Source organism: Brachyspira pulli, from assembly GCF_036997785.1.
Taxonomy (GTDB): Bacteria; Spirochaetota; Brachyspiria; order Brachyspirales; family Brachyspiraceae; genus Brachyspira; species Brachyspira pulli.
Window position 1 is genome coordinate 1 of record NZ_JAWLQI010000040.1, and the last position, 22,579, is coordinate 22,579.

Here is a 22,579-nt window from a genome sequence, read left to right on the forward strand (position 1 = left end):
TCTGTTTGAAAATTGACAAAATATATTTGTTTAGGTATATACTAAGAATTTTAGAGTTTGTCAAAAAATACAATTTTAAATTTAGGTTATTTGTGGGGACTAGCCCCACCGCTCTGCGTACTTCGTAACACCCCAGTTCTTTTGCGACCGTAGGGAGTGCCTGCGACTAAAAGAAGTACCTTTAGGTATGGCGTGGCACAAAGAACCTTATATCCTCGACAGGCTCGGATACGCTTCGCGAAAGGCTAAATTTGGAATTTAATTTAATAAATTATCTTACATGTAAAACAATTTTAGTATTATTTAGTACTAATTTTATACCTTGCACTTTTTGCAACTTTGACGAAGTCCGCAGAGCGTGTGCGGCGGGAAAAAGTTGACTACAAAAAATGACAAACTTAAAAATTTTTAGTATATATTGTCAATTTTTATTCTTTTATACTCTTCAAAAAAGCATTGTATTATTAACTAAATAGAATTCTATAAAACTATCAAATCGATTACTAATTTATACAACATTTATAACAATTAGCGGTAAATTCTGTATATTTTTTGATTGAAATTGATTATTTTTGATTGATTTTGATTGATTTTTGTAGTTTTTTTGCTATAATATTAGATATAAAGATAAATAAGGAATGTTAAAATGCTCAAAGTAAGCAGGTATGAATTGATACTTGAAGTTATAAAAGAAAAAAAGAACATAAAGATAGAAGAATTGATAGAAAAACTTAATGTATCAGAAGCTACAATTAGAAGAGATTTAACATTTTTAGAAAATTCTGGAAAAATAAGAAGAGTACATGGAGGTGCTATATCAATAGATACTCAGGAAGAAAGTATTTTATATAAAAAAGAAATATATTCAGAGGAAAAAGAAAAAATAGGTAAGTTTGCAGCTTCATTGGTTGATAGAGGCAGTACAATATATTTAGATGCCGGTACAAGTGTTTTTGCTATGATTAAATATTTAGCAGGAATAGAAAATATAAGAGTAGTAACAAACGGACTTAGTCATATAGATGAACTTTACAGTAAAAAAATAGAAACTTATTTAATAGGCGGAAAGATAAAAATGCTTACAGGTGCTTTAGTTGGAGGAAGTGCTGTTTTATCAATAAAGAATTTTAATTTTGATTTGGCATTTATGGGAGCAAATGGAATAGATATAAACGGATATTCAACTCCAGATAGTGAAGAAGCATTAATAAAAAATGAGGCATGCACTAAAGCAAATAAAACTTATTTTCTATGTGATGAATCTAAATTAACAAAAAAAAGTTTTGTGAATTTTTGTAATTTAGAGGAGTCATATTTAATAACAAATGCAAAAGAAATAAATGAAAATATAAAAAATAAATTAAAAGGATTACACATTGTTAATTAATCAAAATAAAAAAGTGGGAGATTATTTATGATATATACTTTAACATTAAATCCTGCTGTTGATTATTATATAGACATGAATAACTTTGAAGAAGGAGATTTAAACAAAGTTAATAATGCCTATACATTGGCAGGAGGCAAAGGAATAAATGTTTCCAAAGTTTTAAAAAATTTTAATATTGATTCTATTGCTTTAGGATTTTCTGGCGGATTTACTGGAGATTATATAAAAAAGCATCTTAAAGAATATGGCATCAAAGAGAATTTTATTGATTTAAAAGAAGATACAAGAATCAATATAAAATTAAAAACTGATAAAACAGAAACAGAAATAGCAGGAAAATCACCTAATATTTCAAAAGAAAAAGTTAATGAATTATTAAACTTTATTAAAGATAATATAAAAGATAATGACATATTAGTATTATCTGGAAGCGTTCCTAATTCTATTGAAAGCAGTATATACAAAGACATAATATCAAATGCAAATAAAAACATAAAAGTAATATTAGATGCAAGAGATGAAGCATTCAAGTTAGGGATAAAAGAAAAAGTATTTCTTACAAAACCAAATAAAAAAGAACTAGGCGAATATTTTAATAAGAACATAGAAACTATAGATGAGATTATAAAATATGCAAGAGAATTAATAAAAGACGGAAGCGAGAATGTAATTGTATCTTTAGGTAAAGATGGTTCTGTACTTATAACAAAAGATAATGCATATATTGGAAATGCACCTGAAGGAAAGTTGATAAGTTCTGTAGGTGCTGGAGATTCTATGGTTGCTGGAATAGTTTATGGAATAAGTAATAATTTAAATATAGTTGATTCTTATAAATATGCTATAGCAAGCGGAAGTTCTACTGCATGCTCTGAAGGATTAACTACATTTGATAATATGAAACAATTTTTAGAAAAAGTTGAAATAAAAACAATTAATGCTTAAATAATTGGAGGCTAACAATGCTAAAAGATGTTATAACTTTAGATTGTATTGATACAGACCTAAAGGGAACAACAAAATCAGAAATTATAGATGAAATGGTAGACATTCTTTATAATAATGGAAAATTAAATGATAGGGAAGAGTATAAGCAAGAAATATTAAAGAGAGAAGCTCAAAGTTTTACAGGTATGGAAGAAGGAATAGCAATACCTCATGGTAAAACTAAAGCTGTGAAAATTCCTACTGTTGCAATAGGTATTTCTAAGAAAGGCGTTGATTATGAATCATTAGACGGAGAGCCTTCACATTTATTTTTCATGATAGCAGCTCCGGAAAATTCTAATGATTCTCATATAGAATTATTATCAAAAATAACTACATTACTTCTTGAAGATGATATTAGAGAAGCACTTTTAAATGCAAAAAGTAAAGAAGAAGTATTAGATATATTAATGAAAAATGCTGAAAAAGATAATGAAAACTCATCTTTAAATCCGGAAAATAATAACAGCAGCGATTCATATCAAGTATTAGCAGTAACAGCTTGTCCTACAGGAATAGCACATACTTATATGGCAGCTGATGCATTACTTAAAAAAGGTAAGGAACTTGGCATTACTATAAAAGTAGAAACTAATGGTTCAAGCGGTGTAAAAAATGAACTTACAAAAGATGAGATAAAAAATGCAAAAGGTATAATAGTAGCTGCTGATAAAAATGTTGCTATGGAAAGATTTGCAGGAAAGAATGTTGATATAGTAGGAGTAAAAGAGGCTATAAAAAATCCTGAACAATTAATAAAAAATGCTATGAATCAAACAGCTCCTATATATCATAGCAATGAAGATAATAATCAAGCTTCAAATAAATTTGCTAAGAAACCAAAAACAGGTGTATATAAACATTTGATGTCTGGCGTATCAAATATGCTTCCATTTGTTGTAGGCGGAGGTATATTAATAGCATTCTCATTTATGTTTGGTATTAATGCAAGCAACCCAAATGATCCTTCATACAATGCATTTGCTAAACTTTTAAATGATATAGGCGGAGGAAACGCCTTCTTTCTAATGGTTCCTGTAATGGCTGCATTTATTGGTATGAGTATTGCTGACAGACCTGGATTTGCTCCTGCTATGGTTGGAGGATTAATATCATTAAACAGCGGCGGATTTTTAGGCGGTTTAATAGGCGGATTCTTAGGCGGATATATAACTCTTTTATTGAAAAAAGTATTTAATAAATTGCCTGAAAGTTTAGATGGAATTAAGCCTGTTTTATTATATCCTTTATTTGGTATTTTTATCACTGGCGCCATAATGTATATATTTATTGTTGAGCCAATAGCTGCAATTAATTCAGGACTTTCTAATTTCTTGAAGAATTTAGGAACAGGAAATTTAATATTATTAGGTACAATACTTGGAGCTATGATGTCTACTGATATGGGAGGCCCTATAAATAAAGCTGCTTTCACATTTGGTATAGCTACTATAGCTTCCGGAGATTATGCACCTCATGCTGCAGTTATGGCTGGCGGTATGGTTCCTCCTTTGGGTATAGCTTTGGCTACTACAATATTTAGAAATAAATTCTCTGCTGATGAAAGAGATGCCGGAAAAACATGCTATATTATGGGACTTTCATTTATTACTGAAGGAGCTATTCCATTCGCTGCTTCAGATCCTATAAGAGTAATTCCTTCTTGTATGATAGGTGCTGCAATTGCCGGTGCTTTGACTATGGCATTTCGTATAGAATTAAGAGCTCCTCATGGAGGAATATTCGTACTTCCTATAGTAAATAATCCTATAATGTATTTATTTGCTATAGTATTAGGTTCTGTTATAACAGCTGTTATTCTTGGATTTGTTAAGAAACCAGTAAATAATTAACATATATATCCTTAATCAAAAAGTATAGGGAATAAAGTTTGTACTCCCTATACTTTATTTTTTATAAAATATATTTATTTAAAAATAAACAATTTTGTTATAAAAGATTTTGAATTTTAAACTTCTTGATATTACATTTTCTTATTATTATAATCTTTTTTATACTTAATAAAAAAATATAAATTTAGTAAAAATATAATGTAGTATATATCTAAACAACTATATTTTGTCAAAAATAAATTTATATTTTTCTTTTTATATATGGGGCTTTGCCATTACGAAGTACGCAGCGTGCAGCACTCCATTTCTTTTGCGACCGAAGGAAGTCCTGCGACTAAAATGAGTACCTTTAGGTATAGTATTGCCCCAAAGAAGCAGGTACAGCCCCTATGATGAAGGGCTATATTTTAGTTTAAATTAATAATCTATCTTACATGTGAAACAATTTTAGTATGATTTAGTACTAATTTTATATTTGCACTTTCGCGAAGCGTATCCGAGTTTATCGAGGATATGAGCAACTTTGACGAAGTCCGCAGAGCGTATGCGGCGGGAAAAAGTTGCCTAAAAAAATGACAAACTTAAAAATTTTCAGTATATACCTAAACAACTATACTTTGTCAATTTTCACCTTTTTATAGATGTAAATTATAATTTTTTATAAAATAAAAGATTATCTAATATTAAGAAATATGTTTTACATGTAATATAGATTTATTGATTTTGTATAATAATGAGTAATCAGCCGCACGTATAAAGGACATTCGTTAAGAATAAGCGATACTGTGCGGGTTGCCACTACGGCTAGTAGTTGACAAACTTAAAAATTTTCAGTATATACTATTTTTTGTAATTGTGGCATGCTAAATGCAATAGGGTAGTATTATAATCTTTATTTGTTATGGTTTTATTTTGATAAATCATAGTTTTAAATTTATCATAAGAACTATGATTTTTATTTCTAAAACCGCCATTCATTTTTAAAGAGTGTAAAATATCTCCTATAGTAATAGATTCAGGCTGACATGCCAAAATATAAGAAACATTTGCTCCTTCAACAATTTTTATTACATACATAGATTTTTCTAATGCTTCGGATATTTCAGTTATTATAGTAGGAGGTGTTCTTAATTCTTTGGCTAATTCATACATTGTTATAGCCTTTTTTTTGTTTATGAATCTATAAGCTATTATATGCATGAATTCTAATGCTATTACTTCTTTTTCAGCAAATGATAATTTTATATTGCTTTTATCCACGCCATAAGATCTGAAATATTGTATAGAGTAGGTGAGTTCTGCTCCAAATAATATTATAATCCATACAATGTACAATAATAAGAGCAGTACTGGTATTTGAGCAAAAGAACTTGCTGATGATAATTCTGCAGGAGTTATACTTGTAAGCATATTGTTTTCACTGCTTATAGTAACAATATCATCTATTTTGAAATTATATTTAACTAATTGCTCTCCTACATTTGGGGAGAAATTTTCAAAATTAAGCATATTAGTTTCTATAGGTCTTTTTTCATAAGTAACACCGCTTATTCCATTTCCTACATCTTCCATAATAACATAGCTTATTCTTTCTATTTTTATGCTTGATATATTTTCAACATCTATTTTTTGATTTCTTTGAAGTATATTTTCATTATTATTTTTATTTATATTATAATATTCATTATCTATTTCTTCATCAGTATTGTTATTATTATTAAATTGATTATTTTGAGTATTTGTGCTGTCTGTATTTATTTCTTTTACAAGATATTCTATTTTATATCTGTCATTATCAAATATCTGTTTATAATTTCTTACATCTATATTAAGTTTAAAATATACACTGAAAAGGCTTATTATAGCTACAGCTACTAATATAGAAGATATTGCGGCATTTGACCAATTTACTTTAGTTTGAGGCACTAATACATAAGAAAATAAAACTAATATAGATGTTGATATTATAGGAGTTACCCAAGATAATAATATTTTTACTAATGCTGGTAAATTATGTAAATTTATAGATGTATAAGTTATTAAAGTAAATGATATACCAATTAGTATAGGTATCAAGAATAATAATGCTATATAATTTGCAACAACTCTAGGTATTGAAGTTTTTATTTTTACACGCCATATTTTTATTAAAGATCTTTGTATACTATGAAGTATTAATGCAATACTGACTATAGTTGATATAATACCTATAATACCAAAACTTGCCAAATTAGTGTTATCTGCTATATTTAATATTTGTCTAACCATTGGTTCATAGAATGGGGCATGTTTTTCCATCCATTCAAATATTACAACAAATATGTTCTGATATATATTAAAAATTCTTAAAATAAACAATCCTACAGTTAAAGCAGGTATAAAAGATAATGTTACTAAGTATGTTAAAGCAGCAGCTCTTATAGTACAGTCATCTTTAAAAAAGTCTGTTATAGCAAATGAAACAATCCTATATGAATCTACTAAAAATTTTTCTATTGGATTAAATGTATTTTGATCTATTAAATAAATGTCTTCTACAAGAAATTTTTTAAGTTTCTTAAAGAATTTGTTAATTTTTTGAATTTTAGTCATATAACACTTCTTGCAAAAAAAAATATATATTGTATAATATACAACAATTAAGCGAGGGTGGCGGAACTGGCAGACGCACTAGACTTAGGATCTAGCGCCCTAGGCATGAGGGTTCGATTCCCTCCCCTCGCAATTCTTTTTATTCCTTCTTTTCCTCATCTTTTTTGTCATTATTATTTGTCTTATTATCATCTACTTCTATAGAGAACTTGCATTTATTACAAACCTTTTTATATCCGCTCGAAGTTTTTATGATTCTCATAGAATTTTTACAATTACAAAATGGACAGTCCTCATGATTTCTAAATACAATCATAGATATTAAATCTACAATTTTACCTATACCTGAAACAAAGAATAATATTCCAAACATTAGAATGAATATTATAAATATAATTATGAAAAATATAATAACTAATAAGTCCACTTTTTAATAAAATCCATTATATTGTTTTTTATATTATCATTATATGTTAAATGTATGATTTTTTAAAGAAGTCAGAGTATATTTTTATTGTATTTGTATTAATATATTTTATAGGGAAATCTGACCAATTATCCAATTCATTGTCCCATAATCTATAATAGTAGTTATTTCCTTCTTTTTTCCATTCAAAAGTGTAAGCTTGATTGTTTTTAGGCTCATTTTGGCAGTCACTTGTATATTCTATCTTATTATTGTTAAAGAAAGTATATTTTTCTTTATTAGTTCCATTGATAAATTCCCAAGTACCAATGAACCTATAATCTACAACTCCTTTTTCTATGCTTATAACCTCTTTTTTCTGACAAGAACCCAACATAGATAAAAATAATAATAATATAAAAATACGAAGTTTAAACATATTCTATACCTCTCTATATAGTTTATATTTATAGTATCGTAATAAAAAACTTAAAATAAAAATACTATGTTAAGTAAAACTGTTTCTTTTTATATTGATGATTACTTATATTTATTATATAATGTTTTCAAAATTTATAAGTGTTAGGAGATTTTTATGCAAAACGATGGGAAGGCAATTAAAAAATCTAATAAGTTTGAAAGTTTCTTGAATATTATTGAGGTAGTAGGAAATAAACTTCCAGACATAACAATCTTATTTTTGATAGCATTTTTTATAATGCTTTTTGTGTCATGGATACTTTCTTATTTTACATTCAATTATTATCACCCAACAACAGGCGAGCAAATAAAAATTATTAATATGCTTGCTCCTGCAGAAATAACTAAGTTTATAACAAAGATGACAACAAACTTTATAAACTTTCCTCCTTTGGGAATTACAGTTGTTGCTACATTAGGCATAGGAGTAGCTGAGGGAAGCGGATTCATAAGAATGATTCTTATAAAATTATTGGCTATTATACCAAAGAAAGCTATAGCACCAGCAATTATATTTATTTCTGTTGTAAGCCATATAACTTCAGATTCTTCTTATGTTATATTGATGCCTATAGCTTCTATAATGTTTTTTGCTGTAGGAAGACACCCTTTAGCAGGTATCGCAGCTTCATTTGCAGGACTTGCAGGAGGTTTCTCTGCCAGTTATACACCTTCTACAATAGACCCTATAATGCAAGGATTTACTCAAAGTGCCGCAAGACTTATAGATCCTACTTATACAGTAAATGTTTTATGTAATTATTTTTTAAGCATATCATCAACATTTGCGGTAATTTTAGTATGTTGGTTTATTACTGATAAAATAGTAGAACCATTTTTATGGAAAACTATGCCTATTGATGAAGGTATTAAACCAGAAGATACAAGTGTTTCTTCAATAACAAAAGAGGAAAACAGAGCTTTTAAAATAGCATTTTCTGTTTTAGTATTAATGATTGTACTTTTAGTAGTTTTACTTATTCCTGAAAATTCTTTATTAAGATCTCCAAATGGTGAATTAACTACTCCAGATGCTCCAGTTATGCAGGCTATAGTTCCTATATTGTTCTTGTTCTTAGTAATACCTGGATACATATATGGAAAGCTTACTAATAAATTCAAAACTACAAAAGATTTCAGTTTAGCTATGGCTGGAAGTGTTAAAAACTTAGCTTCATTTTTAACTTTCTCATTTTTCTGTGCTCAATTCTTATATGTATTCGGAAATTCAAATGTTGGTACATTAATAGCAATATCAGGTGCAGAATTTTTGAAATCTTTAAATATGGCTCCTCAAATAACAGTTGCAGGTATAACTTTACTTACAGCATTATTGAATTTGTTAATAACTTCAGCATCATCAAAATGGGCTATATTGGCTCCAATATTCGTTCCAATGCTTATGGCAGTTGGTATATCTCCGGAATTAACTCAGGCAGCATTCAGAGTAAGCGATTCAGCTATAAACGTTGTAACTCCAATGTTTGCATTCTATCCGTTAATAATTTCTTATTGTCAGAAATACTGCAATAAAACTGGAGTTGGTACATTATCTTCTATGATGCTTCCTTATAGTATAGGATTGCTTATAGTGCTTATGATAATGCTTTATATATTCTGGGCTTTAAATATACCTATAGGATTTAACAGCGGATATGTTTATCCTCCAGTACATTAATAGTTTTTTAGTTTTATAAAAATTTATAATTAATAAAAGAGGTAGAAAAATGTTAAATGATAATATAAAAAAATTCCAAATAGACAGCTTTTTTAAATATTCAGCTATACCAAGTCAGAGCGATGCATCTGTAAAAAAACTTCCTAGTTCTGAAGGACAAATGAAATTGGCAAAAGTTTTAGCAGATGATTTAAAAACTTTAGGTTTAACAAATATTGTTGTAAATGATAATTCAATAGTTACAGCATTACTTCCAAAGAATAAGGATAATATATATTCTATTGGATTTGTAGCACATCTTGATACAGTTGATATTGGTTTAACTGGTGATGTTCATGCTCAAATACTTAAATTTGAAGGTAATGATTTATGCTTGAATAAAGAAAAAAATATAATGTTTAAAGTATCAGATCACCCTGAAATAAAAAATTACATGAATAATGAGATTATCTTTTCAGACGGAACAAGCGTATTAGGTGCTGATAATAAAGCTGCTATATCAACAGTTATGTCTGCATTAAAATATATTGCAGATAATAATGTTGAGCATGGCGACATATATATAGCTTTTGTACCAGATGAAGAAATAGGACTTCTTGGTTCTAAAGCATTAGATTTGAATGTATTTAAACCAGATTTTGCATATACAATAGATTCATGCGAAATAGGTGAGGTTGTATATGAAACATTTAATGCCGGAAGTGCTTCTATAGATATTGAAGGAGTAACTGCTCACCCTATGAGTGCTAAAGGCGTATTAGTTAATCCTATACTTATAGCAATAGATATGGCTAATGAATTTGACAGAAAACAAACTCCTGAATGCACAGAAAAGAAAGAAGGTTATATTTGGGTTCAAGGCATAAGCGGAAATCAAAGAAATGCTTCTTTAAAATTGAATATAAGAGATCATAATAAAAAACTTTATGAAGAGAAAAAAGCTAAAATTAAAGAAGTTGTTGAGAAATATCAAAAGTTACAGCCAAGAGCTAAAATAGAATTAACTATGGAAGATGTATACGGAAATATAGCTGATTCTATAAAAGAAGATAAATTCCCAATAGATGTTATTTATGAGGCAATGAAAAATCTTAATATAGAACCTAAAACCTTATCAATGAGAGGCGGTACTGATGGTTCTGCTTTATCAGTAAAAGGTTTATTAACACCAAATTATTTTACAGGAGCACATAATTTCCATTCTATATATGAGTTTTTGCCTATACCATCATTCCATAAAAGTTTGGAAACTACTCTTGAGATAATAAGGATAATATCTTCTAAAGCAAAATAATTTTTTATATATAACTAATTTATAATTAAACAATTTATAATTAAACAAGATACTTTATATTTAAGGTTTCTTGTTTAATTATTATAAATCTTTAATATGTTGTTATAAAAAATTGTGCTATGTTGAATATAGATTAAAATTTTAACTTTATCAACCGATGTACTTTATATAAATTTATCTACTTTTTTGTAGCACACGCTCTGCGGACTTCGTCAAAGTTGCTATATCCTCGACAAGCTCGGATACGCTTTGCGAAAACGCAATTGCTATAACTTTATATTAAAAAACATGCCTATTAAATATAGGGTATACCCTAAAAATGCAGTCTTTTTGGTTCTTTGTGTCAACAAAAGAACTGGGGGTGTGGGGGCAAAGCCACCACAAACAATAAATTTGAAAAAACTAAAATTGACAAAATATAGTTGTTTAGGTATAACTAATTTATAATTAAACAAGATACTTTATATTTAAGGTTTCTTGTTTAATTATTTAAAATAATATTTTTTAAAAAACTGTTACTATATTGATATATAATTGATAAAATATTTTCAATATGTATAATAGAACCTTACTATAAAAACAAACAATTAATATATTAGGATTTTTTATGAGAAACTATTTAGAATTATTAAAAAAAGTATTGGAAGAGGGCGAAGAAACTAAAGACAGAACTGGAGTAGGTACAAAAAGAATATTCGGACCTCAATTAAGATTTAAATTTGAAGGAAATAAAATACCAATCATAACAACAAAAAGAGTTTTTATGAAAGGTGTTATTATAGAATTGCTTTGGTTTTTACAAGGTTCTACTAATATAAAATTTTTATTAGAAAATAATGTTCATATATGGGACGAATGGGCTGATGATATGGGAGAACTTGGCCCAGTATATGGAAAACAATGGAGAGCTTGGGAAACTAAAGAAGGAAATAAAATAGATCAAATATCTAATATTGTTAATGCTTTGAGAAATAATCCTACAAGCAGAAGAATTATTTTGAATGCTTGGAATGTAGGCGAGATTGATCAAATGCATCTTCCTCCATGTCATATGATGTGTCAATTTTCAGTTAATAGTGAAGGCGGAATAATTACTCATTTATATCAGCGTTCTGCAGATTTATTTTTAGGAGTTCCTTTTAATATAAGTTCTTATGCTATACTTACTAGACTTTTGGCTATGCATAGCGGACTTCATGCTTCTGAACTTATAATGACATTCGGAGATGCCCATATTTATAATAATCATGTTGATCAGGTTAATATACAGCTTTCAAGAGAACCTTATCTTCAAACAACAGAATTATTTATAAAAGAACGTCCTAATATATTTAGTCATGTTTATGAAGATTTTAAATTGGAAGGATATAAATATCACCCAACTATAAAAGCGGAGGTGGCAGTTTGATAGTTTCATTAATTGCTGCAGTAGATTCTAAAAATGGTATAGGATTAAATGGTTTAATGCCTTGGGGACATATAAAAGAAGATATGCAATTTTTTAGAACTACAACTACAGGTTATGCTGTTGTTATGGGGCGTGTTACTTTTGAATCTTTAGGTTCTAAACCGCTTCCTAAAAGAAAAAATATTATTGTATCTTCTAATATTAATAATGAGATTTTAGAAAAGTATGATAATCTTTGTTATGAAATGTCTTTTGAAAACGCTGTTTCTAAATTATTATTAGAAAAGCATAATCAGATATTTATTATAGGCGGAGAATCAATTTATAAAAAAGCATTAGATTATGCTGATAGAATTTATCTTACTCATATAAATAAAGATTATGGCTGTGATAGATTTTTCCCTGATTTTGATAGGGATTTATTTTCTTCTAAGAAGTTAAGCAGTTTTGTTTATGATGATGTTAATGTAGATATAATTGTATACGAAAGAAAAAATAATTTTATTTGATTAATCATTTTTTCACTATTTATATAATTATTTCTTATTATTAATAATATTGTTATTTCAAGTAATATTTTGTACATATCAATGTATTTTCTGAAATGTATATAAATTTTATATAAAAAAAGTTATATAGTTGCAAAATATTGAAATTACTATAAACTTTTTTATATATTAATAAAATTTTTTTTATTAATTATAGTATAATTATGATTATATTATAATTAAGTTCGGGGTATAAAATTTTTTTTAAAAAATAAATTAATTGCCTTCTGGTTTTTAATTTAGAGGAGTTAGTTTATGAATGAGCTTAGTAATTTATTATATTTAGCAAATGATTCTTTTTCTAAGGGTGATTATAGAAATGCTATAGAATATTTTGATAAATTACTTTTTTATTATGGAGATGTGCTTGAGATTTATAATAATAGGGGACTATCAAAAAGCAGTTTAGGAATGTATGAAGAAGCTATAAAAGATTTTGATAAAGTTATTGAATTAGATTCTAGTTATGTTCCTGCTTATAATAATATAGGTTTGGTAAAGCATAATTTAGGACTTTGTGAAGAAGCTATAGAATATTATAAAAAGGCTTTGGAAATAGATCCTCACTGCATTCAGGCTTATAATAATATAGGTTTAGCTAATTATAATTTGGGTAATTATGAAGAAGCTATTAAATATTATAATAAGACATTAGATATATCTAAAAATGCCCATACATATAATAATATAGGTTTGATAAAACAAGATTTAGGTCTTTATAAAGATGCTTTAGAATATTTTCATAAAGCTATAGAAATAGATAGAAATTATACTAAGGCTTATTATAATTTGGGATTAGTAGAGTACAATTTGAAAAACTATAATGAAGCTATTAGATATTTTAATAAAGTTATTGAATTAGATCCAAATTATGTTTCTGCCTACAATAGTATAGGTATAGTAAAACAAGATTTAGAACAATATGAAGAAGCCATTAAATATTTTGATGAAACTATAGATTTAGATTATCATTATTTTAGAGCATATTGTAATAGAGGTGTCTCAAAACTAAAATTAAATTTGTATAAAGAGGCTGAAAAAGATTTTACTCAATGTATTGAAATAGAACCTAAATATTCTTCTGCATATTATAATAGGGCTGAAACAAGATTTAAATTAAAGCATTATATAGAAGCTATAGAAGATTATAACAAATCTGAAGAATTGGGAAATGTTACTGATGATTTATATTTTCACAGAGGATTTTCAAGATATAAGACTTCAGATTATGAAAATGCTGTAATAGATTTTGATAAAACAAAGAAGAATATAAAAGTTACTATACTTAAATTTTTATCAAAATTCAAATCACTTTTTGTTAAAAAAAGACAATATCTAAATAAATTATAATGTAATAAACCATAATTATTTAAACGTACAATATATGACATATCAGTACAAAATAGGTTTAAATTTATTAAATATAATATATAATATTCAGCATTGTCAATTCTCAATGCTAAGGAGATATTTTGCGATTAGAATTAATGCTTGGCGTAAGATATTTAAGAGCCAAAAAGAAATTTTCGTTTGTTTCAATTATTACAATTATATGTGTACTTGGAATATTAGTTGGTGATATGGTAATGATAACCGTTCTTTCAGTAATGAATGGTTTTCAGGACGATATAAGAGATAAAATTCTTGGAATGAGAGCACATATAAATATCAGTGCCTATAGTGATCAGCCTCTTACAGATTATAAATATGTAGTTGATAATATAATGGATAATAAGGAAATAACAAGTGCATATCCTTATATAGTTATTCCTTGTATAATGCGTTCATATAATTTCACTACACTTATAACAGTACGTTCTTTTGAAGATAATATATTCACTACAGATAAAGATTTTATAAAGTACTTCAATTTTGTAGAAGGCAATAATAAAAATATGAAAACTAATGAAGCTTTAATAGGTTCAGAAATGGCAAAAGATTATGCTTTATCAGTTGGAGATACTATCGATATAATTTCTGCTGCTGGAAGTTTTGATAAGGGATTTAGACCCCAAAAAACTACTTTTACTATTAAAGGTATTTATAAAACCGGCTATTATGAATATGATAGTAAAATGGTTATAGTTCCTATTCTTACTGGTCAAAAAATGGTTGGATATGATAATGCTGTTACTGGTGTGGCAGTAAAAGTAAAGAATTTCTTTGATGCTGATAAGGTGGCAAATAAAATCAATGAGGATTTAAAAGATTATTATAGTGTTATGCCTTGGATGCTATTTGATAGAAATTTCTTTCAGGCTTTGCATACTGAAAAATTAATGCTTGCTTTGATACTTTCATTTATAATATTAATAGCAGCTTTAAATATAGCTTCAAGCCAAATAATATTCGTTAAAGATAAAAGGCGTGATATTGCTATAATAAAGACTTTAGGACTTAGACCTTCAAATGTTGCTAAAGTTTTCTTTTTAGAAGGTGCCATAATTGGTGTAATAGGTACTGTACTAGGTGTAATATTTGGTGTACTTCTTGCTAATTATGTTAATGAGGCATTAGAGGGCATTAGAATAATACTTCAGGTAATAGTTAATATTATATGGTTTATACCTGCCAAAATAGGCGGATTATCAATACCAATAGTACCAGATTTCTTCCCATCAGATATATATTATGTAAGCGGAGGACTCCCATCTATAATACATATTTCACAAGTTGTAATGGTGGCTAGTATTTCATTTTTACTTTCTGTTTTATTTGCTATAATACCGGCTTATATTGCAAGCAGATACAAGCCTGCGGAGGTATTGAGATATGAGTGATAATGTTAAAGAAGTTTTAATAAAGATAGAAAATTTAAAAAAGACTTATGTTGGGCCTCCAAAAGTTGAAGTTTTGAAGTCATTAAGTTTAGAAGTTTACAGGAATGAGATTCTTGCTATAACAGGAGAATCCGGAAGCGGAAAAACCACTCTTTTGAATTTGATTGGCGGAATAGATGACATTACAGAAGGAACTATAAATATATCAGGAAATAATATCGGTAAAATGAATGAAGGTCAATTAGCTCATTTTAGGAATAGTTCTCTTGGTTATGTATTTCAATTTCATAATTTGCTTGGTGAATTTAGTGCCATAGAAAATGTAATGATTCCTTCTTTAATGCTTAAATATAATAAAAAGGAAGCTAGACAAAAAGCTGAAATTTTGCTTGAAACAGTTGGATTGAAAGACCGTATGGAGCATAGAATAGGGGAGCTTTCAGGCGGTGAGGCACAAAGAGTAGCTATTGCTCGTGCTTTAATAAATAGGCCTAGTGTTGTATTGGCTGATGAACCTACTGGTAATTTGGATAAAAAGAATGCTGAGTTAGTTAGAGAATTATTATGGAACATGACAAAACAAACTAATGCTGCTTTAATAATAGTTACACATTCTGCATCTATTGCTAATATGGCTGATAGGAAATTACGTTTAGAGTATGGAGAAAATTTAATAGAATATTGAAATATAAAATATTCTAATATAGAATAGTTTATATTTTATTAATAAAAATGTAAAATAGGAATATAATTTATGCTTATAAAAAAAGTAAAAGAATTTTTTAAAAAAGATGATAGGCCATTTGATTATGGTGCTGTCACAGAAGAACATATTAAAAAATATTATTCAAAAGTTGAAAAACACCCATATAGAAGAATGATTTCATATGCTATGAGACATAAGAAATTATTTATACCTTCTTTCATGTTGAGTATAGGCTATACTATAATAAATATACTTCCACCTTTTTTTGGACAATTGGCAATATCCATAACAGGCGGAAAAAGAGTTGATCTTTTAGATAAAATTCCATTAGTTGCTGATTTAACAGTAAAATTTAGTAATTTTAGTACTAAAGATTTAACTCAGCAGTTTTTAAGCGGAGATTCCATTGGAAATCCTGTAATAATAGCACAATTTTCATTTATTATTATTATTGGATTCATATATGTTTTATTTAGAGTTGGATTTGATTATATAAAAACTTTTCTTTTTGCTTTTACAGCTCAGGAAATAGGAAAGGATGTAAGAGCTGATATGTTAAAAGGGTTAATGAATACCGATATTGCTTATTTTAAACAGGAAAAAGAAGGCGATTTAATGAGCAGGGTTATTAATGAATCTGGAACAATAGAAGGTTTTTTATCTGGTACATTACCAAATATGATAACAGTTCCTTTAACATTAATACTTACTTTAGCTGTATTGCTTCTTTTAAATGTTAAACTTACTTTAGCTTGTTTTATAGCAGCACCATTAATAGGATTAGGTATAGATAAAGTTTCCAAATTAATAAGGAGTAGAATATCGGCACAACAAAATTTTCTAGGAAGTACCACTTCTGTTATACAGGAAGATATAAGAGGTATAGAAGTTATCAAAATATTTTCTAAAGAAGATGAGGAAGTTAATAGATATAGGGGATTATATAGCGAATTAATAAATATAATGAGAAGGATTAGTTTACTTACTTCTCTTAACAGACCTATGACAGAACTTGTAATGATAGCTGCTATGCTTATAATACTTGCTTACGGCGGATTTTTAATATTTAAAGGAGAAATGCCTTTTGAATTTTTATGGGGATTCTTGCTTTATATGCTTAATATATCCACTCCTGTTAGAGATTTATCTGGTATATTTATGAATTTGCAATTAACTAAAATGATAGCTATTAGGGTATTCCAAATTATAGATTTACCTCCTGAGAATGTTGATGATCCAAATAAAAAAGAAATGAAACCTATAGAACATTCAATTACTTTTGAAAATGTTCATTTTGAATATCCAAGAAGAAGTGATGCACAGCCTTTCCATTTAGGACCTGTAAGTTTTAATGTTAAAAAAGGAGATGTTGTTGCTTTTGTTGGTAATTCAGGTGGAGGTAAAACTACTTTAATAAGTTTGATACCTAAATTATTTACTCCAAGTGAAGGAGTGATAAGATTTGATGGTGTTGATATAAATGAATTAAACACAAGAAGTGTAAGAAATCAAATAGGTGTAGTATCTCAGGAAAATATTTTGTTTTACGGAACTGTAAGAGAAAATATTTTATATGCTAAACCTGATGCTACAGACGATGATTTGATTAGAGCAGCTAAAATAGCACATGCTGATGAGTTTATATTAAAGTTGCCTAATGGTTATGATACTCATATAGGACCTAGAGGTGTAATGCTTTCAGGAGGTCAGCGTCAAAGAATAGCATTGGCTAGAGCTGTTGTGAAAAAACCTTCTATATTGATACTAGATGAAGCAACAAGTGCATTAGATACAGAAAGTGAAATGTATGTTCAAAAAGCTTTGAATGAAATTATTAATCTTCAAACTACATTTGTCATAGCACATAGACTTTCTACAATAAAGAATGCTACATATATATGTGTAGTTGAAGATGGTAAAATAATAGAATCTGGTACTCATGAAGAATTGATGAAAAGAGGCGGTAAATATCAATATTTATATTCATTACAATTTAGAGATGAATAAATTATAGTTTATAACAAAATATAAATAAAATGCTGTTTAATAATTAAAATGTATTAAACAGCATTTTTATTTCAAATAAATATTTAATTTTGATTTTGTTCTTGAGTTGCTATACTAAGTTTTGTAAACCCAGCATTTTTTACACTATCTATAACAGATATTAATATTTGAGTTCTAACATCTTCATCGGATCTTATTTCTACAGGTTTTTCTAATTCACCTTCAGTATTAGCTAACTCTTTTAGATCATTATCGAGATTTTCCACTTCATAACCATTTATATATTGTTTTCCGTCTTTAGCTATACTAATAACTATAGTTTCATTTTTTTCAGAACCTACTGCAGATGTAGATTTAGGCAGGCTTATTTCTATTTGAGGAGTTTCTACAATAGTAGAACCCACCATGAAGAATATAAGTAAATTAAATACTATATCTATCATGGGGGTTAGATCAATTCCACTTTTTATATTGAATCTTCTTCTAAATTTCATATATTTATTATTCTACTGTTATTGTTCTTACATTACTTAGGAAATGCTGTCCTTTATACAGGATAGATATTTTATAATCGCCTTTTCCATATTCAGCTTTGAAAGTTCTTCCTAATATACTATTACCCATATCTTTAACATCATAAATTATATTACCTATATAAGTTTTACCGTCATCTCCAGTAATTCTAGCTTCTTTATCAGCCATTTCAACAGCAATTTTGAAGTCAGTAAAAGCAGCTTTATTTAATATTCTGTATTTTACAGTTATTTCATCACCATATTTAGCTTGAGGAACAAAGTCAACTGATTCAGCAACAATATCAGCAAATGTTACTGTAACATATACTCCAACACCGCGTTTAACAGCACCAACACCTATAGCATTGAAATTTTTATTTAATATGTTCTTCTTACTGTCAGGTGTAGCCATTAAATTTTTAACTATACTTTCTGCAGCTTTTTTGTCTGTAAAAGGAATAACGTCTAATTTACCTAAACTTTCGCTAATATTTCCAACCATTTCCGGATATAATTTAACTTGTCTTGCTTTAGAATCCAAACCATCTAAATCAGTATTACTAAAAAATTTGTTTTTAGCCATATTATCAGCATGATATAAAGCTAAAGAATGAAGTCTTTGATTATTTGGTAAAGGCGGAAGCGATTGTTTACTTCTTTCTAAATTAATCAATCTAAATACTTCATCTTCAATAGTATTGGCACTCAATATCAATGTTGATAAAAATAAGAAGATCATTATTAAATTTAATTTCTTCATTTTAGTTCTCCAATATTTTTTGTCTATATATATGAACCTTATTTTATAGCAATATTGTAAAAAATAAAAGATATAAAATAGTGTTTATTTAATAAAATAATTAAATTACTTTCAATAAGTGTAATTTTTATTTTACATTTTTATGTTATGATAGTTATATAATTTAAAGGGGGATATTATGAAAAAAATAATATTCATTATAATGATATCGATTATATCTTTATCTTGTCAGAAATTAGGAAATATTTTAGGAATAAATATTGAAGATTCATATGGATTAACATACCCTAATTCAAGTATGCCAAGAACTACTTTTCGTACTATAGTATTCAGCAGTTCAGGCAGTGCATCAATAAAAAATTATAGATTTTATAAAGTTGCAGAATATGATAAATTAGATATATATGTAAAAGAAGATTCAGGATATAAACAGGAAAGCTTAGACTATATAGCAAAAGTGTTTAATGATAATTATGCTGAAGAGGTTAGTATATACGGACAGCATACAGATGTTGATAATAATGGTAAAATTATTATTTTATTGTTTGAAATAAATTCTGATTATAATGGTGCGGTAACTACAGGTTATTTTTACGGTGCTGATTTAATATTGGGACAGAATAATAATGCTGAAATACTATATATGGATATAAAATTAGTTAATGAAACTCCGGAATATATGGCTGGTACTATACAGCATGAGTTTCAGCATTTAATTAATTTTAATGTTAATTATGTAGAAAACAATAAGGAAATGGAAACTTGGCTTAATGAGGCACTTTCTGAATCTACCTCTTTATTATTTAGTCCATATACAGTTCAATCAAGAATATCTGAATTCAATAGTTCTACAAAAGGATATTATTGTTTTTATACTTGGGATCTTCCTTTAGATGTATTTGCAAATTATCCTTCTGTATCAGTATTTATGAATTGGCTTTATAAAAAAAATAATAATAATCCATCTGTATTTCAAAATATAGCTAAATATTCTGCACTAGAGGAATATCAAAGACTTTTGAATAATGTATCTTATGTATCTGCATCAAGTTGGGAAGATTTATTATTAAAATGGGCTGAAGGACTAAATAATAATGAAGTAGAAGGAATAGAATTTAAAATTCAAAGTGCTAGATCTTCAATATCTTTGTATCCTGGTGCTATGGTTGCTTATAATGGAAAATTATCTTCTTCAGGTAATTTAGTAACAAGAGATTTAGGTAATGGAATACAAGTAGCTTTAAATAAAGATACATATATTGGAAATAATCCTACTCCTATTAGTATTACTATTCCTCAATCATCTGTTCTTGCATCAAAAACTTACAAAACTGCTGATGATGAACCTTATGTACCTAAATACAGACATGTATTATTTGATAAAGACGGAAATATTAAAAAATATTGATTCTAGGATAATAGAATGAAAATATTCTATAAAAGAGTAGTAAAATATTCTCATATATTATTATTTGTTTTTTTCTTTTTACTGTTTGCAAAGAAAGAAGAAATTACAGGTAAAATACGAATAGTTGGAACATCTATATTTCCAGATGCAGTAATATCTACAGAAGAAAGAGATTATTATTTTGATAAAAAGTTTTTTGAAGAATATGCTAAATATCAAGGACAAATAATAACTATAGAAGCAAAAGTGAAAAAAGAAACTTTATGGCTTGCCGATAAGAGTAAATCATTTGATAGGTATACTATTATGTGGGTAAAAAAGAAAGAATAAAAATAATTTTATATTAAAAAATGATAAAAACAATATTTTGCAATATTTTTTCTAAAAAAAAATTCATTATTATTAAAAAAATACGTATTAAATATTGACTATTATTTTGTTTAAAGTATCATTTTTTAATATGAAAAAAGTAAAATTAATTTATAATAGCGACGCATCGCATCGCATCGCATCGCATCGCATCGCATCGCATCGCATCGCATCGCATCGCATCGCATCGCTAATATTATATAATTTTTTTATCTCTATTAAAAAAACAACATTTCAATATTTTATCAAATACAATCGCTTATTACCTTATAAGCTATTTTTGCTATTGAAAAATAATTATAAGTTAAATTATATCTAAATTACAATTAGGAGAAAAACAATGATTAAAAAAGTTTTATTAATTCTTTCAGTTATGTTATTTGCTTTCAGCTGCAGCAGTCCTTCAAATCCTAGCGGAAGTACTGGTGATGGAGGAACTACTGGCGGCGGAACTGGTACAACGGATCCATCTAAAATATCAGCTTTCCTAAATGATAAAACAGGTGTTTATTATTCTAAAAATGTAAATGGTGAATTTGATTATAGTGAATTAAAAATAAAAAATTCTAAATTATATTATATTGATCATACATATGGCACTAAATGGGCTAATACTGATGGCATTTCAGGAGATACAACAACAACTACATTATTTGAGGGAGACAAAAAAATAACATTAGAAGGAAAAATGTCTGGCTTGTTATACGAATATATTTTTAATGGCAGTGATTATAAAATGGCAGTTTATTATGTATTAACTAAAGAAACTTATACTTCTACTCAGCTCTCTTTAGCAGGAACAATTTCTGATTTTGCTAAATATGCTGGAGATTATTATTCTGGTTTACAATTATACTTACAAATAGATGCTAAAGGAAATATTTATTTTATTAATGGTGGTTATAAAACAACTAGTGATGGAAATACATTAATACTTACATCTACAGATGGATATATAATGAAAGTTAATTTTGGAAATGATAGATTAATAGCTGAAGTTTGTGATAAAAATGGAGAGTTATATCAAAAATTATATAAAAGTGATTTAGTAGAAACTCGTCAAGGCACATATGTTGATAGTACAGATAGAAGTGAAGTATTAAGTATCGATGCAAATGGAAATGTAAAATTTGCCGATGCTAACGGACAAATATATGAAACACGTGAAACTAGATTAGAAGGAAATCTTTTAACTAGAACTGAAATTTATAATAATGATACTCCAACTGAAGAAAGAAAGATTACAACTGTTAGATTTGGCACTACAATAGAGTATAAAGATTATAATAATGTTACAAAAACATTAATTAAACAATAAAATATTAAATAACTAAAATAAAGAGGATTAATTCATAATATAAATGTTTTAATCCTCTTTTTTATATACATAATTTGTAT

19 protein-coding genes and 1 tRNA gene are annotated in these 22,579 nt (G+C 27.4%); 15 read left to right on the forward strand and 5 right to left on the reverse strand.

What is annotated here, in order from left to right; genetic code table 11:
- The first annotated feature begins 646 nt into the window (after positions 1-646).
- The 3 genes from R4K56_RS09580 to R4K56_RS09590 are packed head-to-tail and all read left to right on the forward strand — an operon-like array spanning position 647 to position 4,230.
- Positions 647-1,387: a DeoR/GlpR family DNA-binding transcription regulator gene (locus R4K56_RS09580; RefSeq protein WP_335758666.1), complete on the forward strand. Its 741-nt coding sequence runs from the start codon at positions 647-649 to the stop codon at positions 1,385-1,387.
- A 27-nt stretch (positions 1,388-1,414) separates the two neighbouring features.
- Positions 1,415-2,335: a 1-phosphofructokinase gene (gene pfkB, locus R4K56_RS09585; protein WP_335773150.1), complete on the forward strand. Its 921-nt coding sequence runs from the start codon at positions 1,415-1,417 to the stop codon at positions 2,333-2,335.
- Positions 2,336-2,352: 17 nt separating this feature from the next.
- Positions 2,353-4,230: a PTS fructose transporter subunit IIABC gene (locus R4K56_RS09590; protein ID WP_335773151.1), complete on the forward strand. Its 1,878-nt coding sequence runs from the start codon at positions 2,353-2,355 to the stop codon at positions 4,228-4,230.
- Positions 4,231-5,070: 840 nt separating this feature from the next.
- Here the strand turns inward: R4K56_RS09590 and R4K56_RS09595 are convergent.
- Positions 5,071-6,822 (reverse strand): YhjD/YihY/BrkB family envelope integrity protein, encoded by a 1,752-nt coding sequence (locus tag R4K56_RS09595; protein ID WP_335772587.1) that lies wholly within the window; start codon positions 6,820-6,822, stop codon positions 5,071-5,073.
- Between the two features lie 51 nt (positions 6,823-6,873).
- Here R4K56_RS09595 and R4K56_RS09600 point away from each other — a divergent pair.
- Positions 6,874-6,954, forward strand: a tRNA-Leu gene (locus R4K56_RS09600).
- A gap of 7 nt (positions 6,955-6,961) precedes the next feature.
- Here the strand turns inward: R4K56_RS09600 and R4K56_RS09605 are convergent.
- Positions 6,962-7,249, reverse strand: a complete 288-nt coding sequence (locus R4K56_RS09605; RefSeq protein ID WP_335758670.1) for a hypothetical protein — start codon at positions 7,247-7,249, stop codon at positions 6,962-6,964.
- A 46-nt stretch (positions 7,250-7,295) separates the two neighbouring features.
- Entirely contained in the window at positions 7,296-7,667 is a 372-nt protein-coding gene (locus R4K56_RS09610) for a hypothetical protein (protein ID WP_335758671.1), read from the reverse strand.
- A 156-nt stretch (positions 7,668-7,823) separates the two neighbouring features.
- Between R4K56_RS09610 and R4K56_RS09615 the strand changes: the two genes are divergently transcribed.
- The 8 genes from R4K56_RS09615 to R4K56_RS09650 all read left to right on the forward strand — a co-directional run bounded on the left by R4K56_RS09615 (position 7,824) and on the right by R4K56_RS09650 (position 18,129).
- Positions 7,824-9,386 (forward strand): AbgT family transporter, encoded by a 1,563-nt coding sequence (locus tag R4K56_RS09615; protein ID WP_335770268.1) that lies wholly within the window; start codon positions 7,824-7,826, stop codon positions 9,384-9,386.
- Between the two features lie 49 nt (positions 9,387-9,435).
- On the forward strand, positions 9,436-10,680 hold the full coding sequence (gene pepT / locus R4K56_RS09620) for a peptidase T (RefSeq protein ID WP_335758057.1): 1,245 nt from the start codon (positions 9,436-9,438) through the stop codon (positions 10,678-10,680).
- A gap of 607 nt (positions 10,681-11,287) precedes the next feature.
- On the forward strand, positions 11,288-12,088 hold the full coding sequence (locus R4K56_RS09625; RefSeq protein WP_335772586.1) for a thymidylate synthase: 801 nt from the start codon (positions 11,288-11,290) through the stop codon (positions 12,086-12,088).
- Positions 12,085-12,597 carry a dihydrofolate reductase gene (locus R4K56_RS09630; protein WP_335772585.1) on the forward strand — a complete coding sequence of 171 codons (513 nt, stop codon included), beginning with the start codon at positions 12,085-12,087 and terminating at the stop codon, positions 12,595-12,597. The genes R4K56_RS09625 and R4K56_RS09630 overlap by 4 nt, the downstream gene beginning before the upstream one ends.
- Positions 12,598-12,891: 294 nt before the next feature.
- Positions 12,892-13,986, forward strand: coding sequence for a tetratricopeptide repeat protein (locus tag R4K56_RS09635; RefSeq protein ID WP_335772584.1), 1,095 nt, complete (start codon positions 12,892-12,894; stop codon positions 13,984-13,986).
- 137 nt (positions 13,987-14,123) lie between these two features.
- Positions 14,124-15,416: an ABC transporter permease gene (locus R4K56_RS09640; protein ID WP_335772588.1), complete on the forward strand. Its 1,293-nt coding sequence runs from the start codon at positions 14,124-14,126 to the stop codon at positions 15,414-15,416.
- On the forward strand, positions 15,409-16,101 hold the full coding sequence (locus R4K56_RS09645) for an ABC transporter ATP-binding protein (protein ID WP_335770272.1): 693 nt from the start codon (positions 15,409-15,411) through the stop codon (positions 16,099-16,101). Before R4K56_RS09640 ends, R4K56_RS09645 begins: the two co-directional genes overlap by 8 nt.
- A gap of 69 nt (positions 16,102-16,170) precedes the next feature.
- Complete coding sequence (locus tag R4K56_RS09650) at positions 16,171-18,129, forward strand: ABC transporter ATP-binding protein (RefSeq protein ID WP_335772583.1); 1,959 nt, start codon at positions 16,171-16,173, stop codon at positions 18,127-18,129.
- 83 nt (positions 18,130-18,212) lie between these two features.
- Here the strand turns inward: R4K56_RS09650 and R4K56_RS09655 are convergent, their stop codons facing one another.
- Positions 18,213-18,623, reverse strand: coding sequence for an ExbD/TolR family protein (locus R4K56_RS09655; protein ID WP_335772582.1), 411 nt, complete (start codon positions 18,621-18,623; stop codon positions 18,213-18,215).
- Between the two features lie 7 nt (positions 18,624-18,630).
- Positions 18,631-19,404, reverse strand: a complete 774-nt coding sequence (locus tag R4K56_RS09660; RefSeq protein ID WP_335772581.1) for a CAP domain-containing protein — start codon at positions 19,402-19,404, stop codon at positions 18,631-18,633.
- A gap of 178 nt (positions 19,405-19,582) precedes the next feature.
- On the opposite strand from R4K56_RS09660, the gene R4K56_RS09665 reads away from it, so the two are divergent.
- The 3 genes from R4K56_RS09665 to R4K56_RS09675 all read left to right on the forward strand — a co-directional run bounded on the left by R4K56_RS09665 (position 19,583) and on the right by R4K56_RS09675 (position 22,499).
- The gene (locus R4K56_RS09665; RefSeq protein WP_335758065.1) at positions 19,583-20,812 is read left to right on the forward strand and encodes a peptidase M30; all 1,230 of its coding nucleotides are present in this window, start codon (positions 19,583-19,585) and stop codon (positions 20,810-20,812) included.
- 15 nt (positions 20,813-20,827) lie between these two features.
- Positions 20,828-21,142, forward strand: a complete 315-nt coding sequence (locus tag R4K56_RS09670) for a hypothetical protein (protein WP_335772580.1) — start codon at positions 20,828-20,830, stop codon at positions 21,140-21,142.
- Between the two features lie 379 nt (positions 21,143-21,521).
- A complete protein-coding gene (locus R4K56_RS09675) occupies positions 21,522-22,499 on the forward strand; it encodes a hypothetical protein (RefSeq protein WP_335772579.1) in 978 nt (325 codons plus the stop codon).
- Positions 22,500-22,579 lie beyond the last annotated feature (80 nt).

Excerpts from the sequence above, each read along its gene's own strand:
- R4K56_RS09645 (WP_335770272.1), top strand. The coding sequence starts at position 15,409 with ATGAGTGATAATGTTAAAGAAGTTTTAATAAAGATAGAAAATTTAAAA.
- R4K56_RS09635 (WP_335772584.1), top strand. The coding sequence starts at position 12,892 with ATGAATGAGCTTAGTAATTTATTATATTTAGCAAATGATTCTTTTTCT.
- R4K56_RS09580 (WP_335758666.1), top strand. The coding sequence starts at position 647 with ATGCTCAAAGTAAGCAGGTATGAATTGATACTTGAAGTTATAAAAGAA.
- R4K56_RS09615 (WP_335770268.1), top strand. The coding sequence starts at position 7,824 with ATGCAAAACGATGGGAAGGCAATTAAAAAATCTAATAAGTTTGAAAGT.
- R4K56_RS09650 (WP_335772583.1), top strand. The coding sequence starts at position 16,171 with ATGCTTATAAAAAAAGTAAAAGAATTTTTTAAAAAAGATGATAGGCCA.
- R4K56_RS09595 (WP_335772587.1), bottom strand. The coding sequence starts at position 6,822 with ATGACTAAAATTCAAAAAATTAACAAATTCTTTAAGAAACTTAAAAAA.
- R4K56_RS09675 (WP_335772579.1), top strand. The coding sequence starts at position 21,522 with ATGATTAAAAAAGTTTTATTAATTCTTTCAGTTATGTTATTTGCTTTC.
- R4K56_RS09665 (WP_335758065.1), top strand. The coding sequence starts at position 19,583 with ATGAAAAAAATAATATTCATTATAATGATATCGATTATATCTTTATCT.
- R4K56_RS09610 (WP_335758671.1), bottom strand. The coding sequence starts at position 7,667 with ATGTTTAAACTTCGTATTTTTATATTATTATTATTTTTATCTATGTTG.
- R4K56_RS09640 (WP_335772588.1), top strand. The coding sequence starts at position 14,124 with ATGCTTGGCGTAAGATATTTAAGAGCCAAAAAGAAATTTTCGTTTGTT.
- R4K56_RS09670 (WP_335772580.1), top strand. The coding sequence starts at position 20,828 with ATGAAAATATTCTATAAAAGAGTAGTAAAATATTCTCATATATTATTA.
- R4K56_RS09590 (WP_335773151.1), top strand. The coding sequence starts at position 2,353 with ATGCTAAAAGATGTTATAACTTTAGATTGTATTGATACAGACCTAAAG.
- R4K56_RS09660 (WP_335772581.1), bottom strand. The coding sequence starts at position 19,404 with ATGAAGAAATTAAATTTAATAATGATCTTCTTATTTTTATCAACATTG.
- pepT (WP_335758057.1), top strand. The coding sequence starts at position 9,436 with ATGTTAAATGATAATATAAAAAAATTCCAAATAGACAGCTTTTTTAAA.
- pfkB (WP_335773150.1), top strand. The coding sequence starts at position 1,415 with ATGATATATACTTTAACATTAAATCCTGCTGTTGATTATTATATAGAC.
- R4K56_RS09625 (WP_335772586.1), top strand. The coding sequence starts at position 11,288 with ATGAGAAACTATTTAGAATTATTAAAAAAAGTATTGGAAGAGGGCGAA.
- R4K56_RS09655 (WP_335772582.1), bottom strand. The coding sequence starts at position 18,623 with ATGAAATTTAGAAGAAGATTCAATATAAAAAGTGGAATTGATCTAACC.